General features: G+C 69.5%; 8 protein-coding genes and 1 riboswitch. Of the genes, 5 read left to right on the top strand and 3 right to left on the bottom strand.

Going from position 1 to position 7,220, the window contains the following annotated elements; all coding sequences use genetic code 11:
• Window positions 1–104: 104 nt before the first annotated feature.
• Window positions 105–569 carry an SRPBCC family protein gene (locus tag AAEX57_RS09245; protein ID WP_342092049.1) on the bottom strand — a complete coding sequence of 155 codons (465 nt, stop codon included), beginning with the start codon at window positions 567–569 and terminating at the stop codon, window positions 105–107.
• Between the two features lie 82 nt (window positions 570–651).
• On the opposite strand from AAEX57_RS09245, the gene trmB reads away from it, so the two are divergent.
• The 4 genes from trmB (at window position 652) to AAEX57_RS09225 (ending at window position 3,821) form a co-directional block, all read left to right on the top strand.
• Window positions 652–1,428, top strand: a complete 777-nt coding sequence (gene trmB, locus AAEX57_RS09240) for a tRNA (guanosine(46)-N7)-methyltransferase TrmB (RefSeq protein WP_342092077.1) — start codon at window positions 652–654, stop codon at window positions 1,426–1,428.
• A gap of 119 nt (window positions 1,429–1,547) precedes the next feature.
• Window positions 1,548–2,351 (top strand): tRNA pseudouridine(38-40) synthase TruA, encoded by an 804-nt coding sequence (gene truA / locus AAEX57_RS09235; protein WP_342092076.1) that lies wholly within the window; start codon window positions 1,548–1,550, stop codon window positions 2,349–2,351.
• Window positions 2,348–2,944, top strand: a complete 597-nt coding sequence (locus AAEX57_RS09230; protein ID WP_342092048.1) for a class I SAM-dependent methyltransferase — start codon at window positions 2,348–2,350, stop codon at window positions 2,942–2,944. The genes truA and AAEX57_RS09230 overlap by 4 nt, the downstream gene beginning before the upstream one ends.
• Before the next feature lie 45 nt (window positions 2,945–2,989).
• Window positions 2,990–3,071, top strand: a riboswitch (adenosylcobalamin-variant (AdoCbl-variant) riboswitch).
• A gap of 87 nt (window positions 3,072–3,158) precedes the next feature.
• On the top strand, window positions 3,159–3,821 hold the full coding sequence (locus tag AAEX57_RS09225; protein ID WP_342092047.1) for a hypothetical protein: 663 nt from the start codon (window positions 3,159–3,161) through the stop codon (window positions 3,819–3,821).
• 94 nt (window positions 3,822–3,915) lie between these two features.
• On the opposite strand, the gene AAEX57_RS09220 is transcribed toward AAEX57_RS09225, so the two are convergent.
• Window positions 3,916–5,520, bottom strand: coding sequence for a hypothetical protein (locus tag AAEX57_RS09220; RefSeq protein WP_342092046.1), 1,605 nt, complete (start codon window positions 5,518–5,520; stop codon window positions 3,916–3,918).
• Window positions 5,490–6,287, bottom strand: coding sequence for an ABC transporter ATP-binding protein (locus AAEX57_RS09215; protein WP_342092045.1), 798 nt, complete (start codon window positions 6,285–6,287; stop codon window positions 5,490–5,492). Before AAEX57_RS09215 ends, AAEX57_RS09220 begins: the two co-directional genes overlap by 31 nt.
• Window positions 6,288–6,498: 211 nt before the next feature.
• On the opposite strand from AAEX57_RS09215, the gene AAEX57_RS09210 reads away from it, so the two are divergent.
• Window positions 6,499–7,101 (top strand): superoxide dismutase, encoded by a 603-nt coding sequence (locus AAEX57_RS09210; RefSeq protein WP_342092044.1) that lies wholly within the window; start codon window positions 6,499–6,501, stop codon window positions 7,099–7,101.
• Window positions 7,102–7,220 lie beyond the last annotated feature (119 nt).

The following is a 7,220-nucleotide window of genomic DNA, read 5'->3' as shown; positions in this document are numbered from 1 at the left end:
ATGACGAGGGCCGCCGTTCCCGAATCGGGAACGGCGGCCCTCGTCGCTTCTGGGTCGTGGGGTGAGGTCGACACCCCAGGACGCTTTCTGTGCCGGCGCGGCGGCTACTTCTCGCTGACCCGCGAAGCGAGCTGTGCCAGCGTGTCCTCCAGCACCTGCGCCGGCAGGATCGGGAAGCGGGACTTGAACTTGCTGCTGCGGACCTCACTCCAGTCATAGGTGAGCGAGACCTTGGTGGCCTGAGCCCCCTCGGGCTCCAGCTCGTAGACCCATTCCCAGCCGCCGATCTCCTCACCCTCGCGGGCCGGCTTCCACGCCAGCAGCTTGTTCTCGATCAGCCCGGTGACGTGGTTCTCCATCCGGTAGTCGCCGCCCATCTTCTCGTGAAACATGTCCATGCTGAAGACGTCGCCGACGGCCTGGAGCCGCTGGTCCCCCTGATCGGCACCGCGCACCATCTCCGACGCGTCGATCGCGACGTGGTTGCGCGGCAGTGTGAGCACCTCGAAGATGTCCTTGGCGGGGGCGTCGATCACGCGGGACACGGTGAGACTTTCGGTGGTCGTCATGCTTCCAGCCTTGTGGATGCCGAGCGCGGCTGCCAGCGATTCCGCTGGACGCTGACATCGCCCGTAGGATTGTCCGGTGCCAATGCCCCCTGACGTGAGCCCGTCGACGCCGGACCAACTGCCCCGCAAGCGTCGCGTCCACCGCGAGGTGGTCAGCTTCGTGCGGCGCAGCGCCCGGATGAACGACTCGCAGGCCAAGGCGTGGGAGGCGCACCACGAGCGCTGGGTGATCGAGGTGGCGCAGGGCGAGACCGAGACCTCCATCGTCGCCGCCGCCACGGTGGACTGGGACGAGGCTTTCGGCCGGCGCGCACCGCTGATCGTGGAGATCGGCTCCGGCACCGGCGAATCGCTGGTGGCGATGGCCAAGGCGCATCCCGAGGCGAATGTGGTGGCCTTCGAGGTCTTCCAGCCCGCGGTCGCCTCGACGCTGAGCCGGATGGCGCGCGAGGGCGTGGACAACATCCGGATCGTGATGGGCAATGGCCAGCAGGGCCTGGAGCACCTCTTCGAGCCGGGCTCGATCAGCGAGCTGTGGCTCTTCTTCGCCGACCCGTGGCACAAGGTCCGCCACCACAAGCGACGTCTGGTCAGCGCCGACTTCGCGCAGCTGGTGCGTTCCCGACTGGTCGACGGCGGACGGTGGCGGCTGGCCACCGACTGGGATGACTACGCCGAATGGATGCGGGAGGTGCTGGACGTCGCGCCCGGGCTGGTCAACGAACACCTGGACCCGGCCGATCCCGAGAACACCGGCTGGGCACCGCGACTGGAGCTCCGCCCGGTCACCAAGTACGAGCGCAAGGGCCTGGCCGCGGGCCGCACCATCCACGACCTGACCTATCGGAAGACCTCGTGACCGGCCATCCAGACCCGACGGCCGAGCAGACCCCAATCCCGACGGCCGAGCAGAACCCAACCCCGACGGCCGAGCCTGTCGAGGCCCCGACGACTCCCCTCACCCGCTGGCGACTCGACATCGCGTATGACGGCGCCCACTTCTCCGGCTGGGCCACCCAGCCCGAGCTGCGCACCGTGCAGGGCGAACTGGAGCACTGGATCGGCCAGGTGCTGCGGTTGGGCGGTCCCGTGCAGCTGACCGTCGCCGGCCGCACCGACGCCGGGGTGCACGCCCGCGGCCAGGTGGCCCACGTCGACCTGCCGTCCGATGTCGACACCTCCCGGCTGCAACGGCGTCTGGATCGTGTCCTCGACGAGGACCTGCAGGTCCGTCGGGTCTCCCGGGCGCCCGAGGGTTTCGACGCCCGCTTCTCCGCCATCTGGCGTCGCTATGTCTACCGGGTCTGGGACGAGGTCTCCCGGCCCGATCCGCTGCTGCGCGGGCACGTCGCGCAGATCCGCGGCGTCGTCGACGTGGAGGCCACCAATGATGCCGCCCGGATGCTGCTGGGCCTGCACGACTTTGCACCCTTCTGCAAGCCGCGCGACGGTGCCACCACCATCCGCACCCTGACCGGGCTGCGGGTGGAGCGCAGCGCCGACGGGGCGCTGAAGTACACCGTCGTGGCCGACGCCTTCTGCCACTCGATGGTGCGTTCCTTGATGGGCGCCATGACCACCGTCGGCACCGGCCGCAAGGACCAGGCCTGGCTGGCCCAGGTGATGGCCTCGCCCAAACGCCACAACGGCGTACTGGTGATGCCCGCCAAGGGATTGTGTCTGGAAGAGGTCGGCTACCCGGACGACGACCAGCTGGCCGCCCGCGCCGAGCTCTCCCGCGCCGTGCGCACCCTGCCCGAGACCACCCAGGAGGCCCCGTGAGCCACTACTTCAGCACCCCGGACGGCCCGGAGAAGCGACGCGAGATCACGGCCACCATCTGGGGCCACGACGTCACCCTGACCACGGCCAATGGGGTCTTCTCCGGCAGCCGGTTGGATCCGGCCACCAAGATCATGTTGGACGAGGTGGCGCCGCCGCACGACGGCGGCCGGCTTCTTGATCTTGGATGTGGCTATGGCCCGATCGCCGTCGCCCTGGCCGCCGCCTGCCCGGGCAGTGTGGTGGACGCCGTCGACGTGAACGAGCGTGCCCTGGCGCTGACCCGGCTGAATGCCGAGGCGATCGGCGCCGGGGACCGGGTCAACGCCCTCCTGCCGGAGCAGGCCGACCCGGCCACCCGCTATGACGAGATCTGGAGCAATCCGCCGATCCGGATCGGCAAGCCGGCGCTGCACGAACTGCTGTTGACCTGGCTCCCCCGGCTGGCGCCCAACGGGCGCGCGGTGATGGTGGTGGGCAAGAACCTGGGCGCGGACTCACTGGCCCGCTGGTTGACCGAGCAGGGTTATGCCTGTGAGCGTCTGGCCTCCCACAAGGGTTTCCGGGTGCTGGAGGTGCGCCCGGGCGGCTGACCCAAAGGCACCGCGGCGACGCCGCAGTGCCGCGTGCAGTAGTCTTCGGCGCATTGCCGCCGCTGGGGGAATCCGGTGCAAGCCCGGAACTGACCCGCAACCGTACAGTCGGAGCACCCGGCGTCGGCAGACTCATCACCACCCGTCGTGGTCTGCGGGCGAGTCGCGGGTGTGGCCATCCGCGGCCGTCTTCTGGCCGCCGAAAGGATCCACCGTGCTCACCTCCACCGCTCGCCAGCTCGTCGCCACCGGCGCCGCCGCGGCCACCCTGTCCCTGACACCGCTGGCCGCTGTCGGCGCTCCCCTGCCGTCGGACGTCGCCCACGCCCCGGCCCGCATCCTGCCCGCCAACGAGACCAGCGACTGCCTGGACCAGGGCAAGATCTGGCTGGTGGTGCAGAGCTCCAAGGGCGACCTCATGATCAACAAGTGCGTCGACGTGGCCCCCACCGGCACCGAACTGCTGACCAAAGCCGGGGTCAAGATCACCAAGGATGCCAAGGGCCAGATGATCTGCGCCATGGAAGGCGAACCGGCCAAGTGCCCGGCGAAGTTCGACGGCAACTTCTGGCAGTACTACACGGCAACCAAGGGCGGGAAGTGGACCTTCAGCCAGCTGGGTTCGGACCAGTCCAAGCCCAAGGCCGGCACCTTGGAGGGCTGGTGCTATGGCGCCAAGTGCACCCCGACGATGCCCGCGCTGGATGCCGCGGCCGGGACGGCCAGCACGAGCGCTGCACCGTCGGCCCCCGCCAGCGCCGCCCCCGCGCAGAAGGCCGACAAGAAGGGCACCCCGTGGGCCACCATCGGCGTGGTGGCACTGCTGCTCTGCGCCGGGGTCGCCGCCTTCCTGGCCAGCCGTCGCAAGAAGGCCTGAGCCTCCCGCAGGCCCATCCACCCGTCGCGGCGTCGCCCTGCCGATCGTGCCAGCACGGCCGGGCGACGCTGGGCAGGCCTGGCATCCGGGGTGATCATTCCTTGCTGTAGGTGACCTGCTTGAGCACCTCGGGCCAGCTGCGCTCCAGCACCCGGCCACCCCAGACCACCGATCCGGCCAGCAGGGCCGCTCCGTAGACCGGTGCTGCCATCAGCAGCAGCCAGCCCAGCCCGGGACGCGACCCCGCCAGGATGAGCGGGATGATCACCGGCAGGGCCAGCAGGCCGGTGGCGAACATGCTGACGAAGCTGAGCAGGATGCCCGCCGCACCACCGCCCTCCCCGCGGGAGAAGGCATTCTGCCCGGGCGGCGGCTGGGGCACCTGCCAATAGGCTCCGGTGACGGTTCCGACGGCCGCCCCCACCAGCAGACAGCCGACAGATCCGCCCACCAGTTCCGGCGCCAGTGCCCATCCGTCGGAGACCGCCATCAGCACGACGTCGATCAGCAGGGCGATGGGCAGCAGGATCCATCCGGCGGCCAGCAGCCGGCCCAGTCGGTCGGCCCGGCCACTGACCCCGGCGGAGATGTGCATCCACAGCGCGCTCCCGTCGTAACTGATCTCCTGCGCCACGGCCAGGGATCCCAACAGCAGCACGGAGAAGATGGCCGGGAACAGGATGCCGCGCCCGCTGATCATCGAATCCTCCCCGGAGCCCCCGAGCAGGCTGGGCGCCAGCATCAGCAGCGGCATCAGCAGCACCGAGACGGCCAGCACCAGGTGGCGCGGGTCGCGCCGCCAGTAGCGCAGCGAGCGGGCCGCGATCGCTCCGGCTGGCCCCGCCGGCACCAGCCGGTCCACGACGGAGTGGGCCTTGGCTCGCCCGCCCGCACCACCGGCCTCCAGCGGCGACGTCAGCGCCCGGGACAGGGAACGTTCCCAGAGCTTCCACAGTGCCGCGACCAGCGCGATGGCCAACGCGGTGTGTACCGCGAGCAGGCCCCATCGGCCGGTGGCCGCATCCCAGGGCAGCGCCCAGGCCCAGCCGAAGGGCGTCCAGGAGGCCACCGAGGCCAGGCGTGCCGCCCGCTGTTCGAGCTGCTCCACATTGCCCAGCCAGCGCATCACCAACTGGACGCCGATTCCGCTGCCCATCGCCAGCAGGCCCAGCAGCAGCGCGGCGCCGTCCCGGTAGCGGCGGGTGCTGAGCGCCGACGAGAAGCTGGCGGCGGCGGTGCGGGCCAGCAGGATGCAGGTGGTGCATCCCAGGACCGCCGCGAGCAGCCCGAAGAGCAGCGGCGCGACACCGGTGCTCCAACTGGCCACGTGGACCAGGGCCAGCAGCATCGTGAAGAGGCCCCCGATCCCCACCAGACCAGAGACCAGCAGCCCGGGCATCAGCTGCCGGGCGCGCACCGGGAAGAGCGCGAAGCGGCCCGGGTCCAGGGTCTGGTCGCTGCCGGAGACCAGCAACGTGCCCAGCGGCCACCCCAGCGTCAGCGCTGCGAAGCCGACGGTGGTGGCGCCGCCGTGCAACTGGTCGGAGGCGCCGCGCAGCCCCATCAGGGCCACCGACAGCCAACCGAGGGCGCCCAGCGCGTAGAGACCGATCACCACCAGGCCAATGATCTTGGCCGTCTGTCCCTGCAGCGAGCGCCGCAGCAGAGTCAGTTTGAGTCGGACGAGTGTCCCAACCATGCCAGCCCCTCCCCCGCGTCACTCGTGCCGCCACCGACCAGCTCGATGAAGCGCTCCTGCAGTCGCCGCCCCTGGGTCACCTCGGCCGTCGGACCGATTGCCAGCACCCGCCCGTTGGCGACCACCGCGACCGCATCACACAGGCTCTCCACCAGCTCCATCACATGGCTGGACAGCACGACGGTGCCGCCACCGGCCACGAAGTCGTGCAGGATCTGACGGATGGCCTGGCCGGAGACGGGATCCACCGCCTCGAAGGGCTCGTCCAGCACCAGCAGTCGCGGATTGTGCACCAGGGCACAGGCCAACCCGATCTTCTTGGTCATGCCGGCGGAATAGTCGCAGACCAATGTGTTGGCGTCCTGCGTCAGCCCCAGGGCGTGCAGCAGCGCCTGGGCTCGCAGTTCGATCTGGTCAGGTGCAACGGCGCGCATCCCGGCGGCAAAGCGCAACAATTCCAGGCCACTCAAGCGGTCGAAGAGCCGCAGGCCATCGGGCAGTACCCCCATCATCGCCTTGGCCGCGACGGGATCACTCCACACGTCGTGGCCCCAGACCTCCACCTGGCCGGCGTCGGGGCGGAGCAGACCGGTGGCCATGCTCAGGCTGGTGGTCTTGCCCGCCCCGTTGGGCCCGACCAGACCGAAGAGGCAGCCCGCGGGCACGGCCAGTGAGAGGTCGTCGACGGCCACCTTCGGCCCGAATCGCTTGGACAGATTGCGCATCACCAGGACGGGAGCGCCGTAGTCGGAACGTGGTTGACTCATCCATCCAGTACATCGCGCCACGGGGGCAGAACCAATGGCCAGACCGGCGCAAAGTTGCTCCAAGCCATGGGCACTTGTCGTGGATCGCGCTCGCGGCGAACAGTCTGGTCCACCGGGAACAAAGTCCATAGGATCGTTGTTGTCCCTAGGAAAGCCCCTTCACCAGGGGCTCCAGGCCCTGCCGCCTGGCGAAGACGGAAAGAGGATTCACATGGCTGTCTACACCCTGCCCGATCTTGACTACGACTACAGCGCCCTGGCGCCGCACATCGCTCCCGAGATCATGGAGCTGCACCACTCCAAGCACCACGCAACCTACGTGGCCGGCGCCAACACCGCGCTGGAGAAGATGGAGGAGGCCCGCGCCAAGGGTGACTTCGCCAACATCAACAAGCTGGAGAAGGATCTGGCCTTCCACCTGGGTGGCCATGTCAACCACTCCGTCTTCTGGAAGAACATGTCCCCCGAGGGCGGCGACCGCCCTGAGGGTGAGCTGTCCAGCGCGCTGGACGAGTTCTTCGGCTCCTTCGACGGCTTCCAGGCCCAGTTCAACGAGAATGCCAAGGCCATCCAGGGCTCCGGCTGGTCGGTGCTGGCCTGGGATGCGCTGGGCAAGCGCCTCAACGTCCTGCAGCTGTTCGACCAGCAGGGCAATGTGCCGCTGGGCCAGACCCCGCTGCTGCAGCTGGACATGTGGGAGCACGCCTACTACCTGCAGTACAAGAACGTGAAGGCCGACTACGTCACCGCCTGGTGGAATGTGATCAACTGGGCCGACGTCACCGAGCGCTTCACCAAGGCGCAGCAGGCCTGATCGTCGCCTGATCGCCCGAGCGCGAAGCGTCGCCTACAGCCCCCGTTCCCCCTCCCGGGAACGGGGGCTCGGGGGGGGGGGGGGGGGGGGGAGGAAGGGGGGGGGGGGGGCACCCCCAC

The sequence above is a fragment of the Luteococcus sp. H91 genome (genome assembly GCF_038433135.1).
Classification (GTDB): domain Bacteria; phylum Actinomycetota; class Actinomycetes; order Propionibacteriales; family Propionibacteriaceae; genus Luteococcus.
Note: the sequence above shows the minus strand (reverse complement) of the source record. Positions and strands in the feature narration are given on the sequence as shown.

Bases quoted from the DNA above. Each gene is read 5' to 3' on its own strand.
- AAEX57_RS09245 (WP_342092049.1), bottom strand. From the start codon at position 569: ATGACGACCACCGAAAGTCTCACCGTGTCCCGCGTGATCGACGCCCCC.
- trmB (WP_342092077.1), top strand. From the start codon at position 652: ATGCCCCCTGACGTGAGCCCGTCGACGCCGGACCAACTGCCCCGCAAG.
- AAEX57_RS09220 (WP_342092046.1), bottom strand. From the start codon at position 5,520: ATGGTTGGGACACTCGTCCGACTCAAACTGACTCTGCTGCGGCGCTCG.
- AAEX57_RS09215 (WP_342092045.1), bottom strand. From the start codon at position 6,287: ATGAGTCAACCACGTTCCGACTACGGCGCTCCCGTCCTGGTGATGCGC.
- AAEX57_RS09210 (WP_342092044.1), top strand. From the start codon at position 6,499: ATGGCTGTCTACACCCTGCCCGATCTTGACTACGACTACAGCGCCCTG.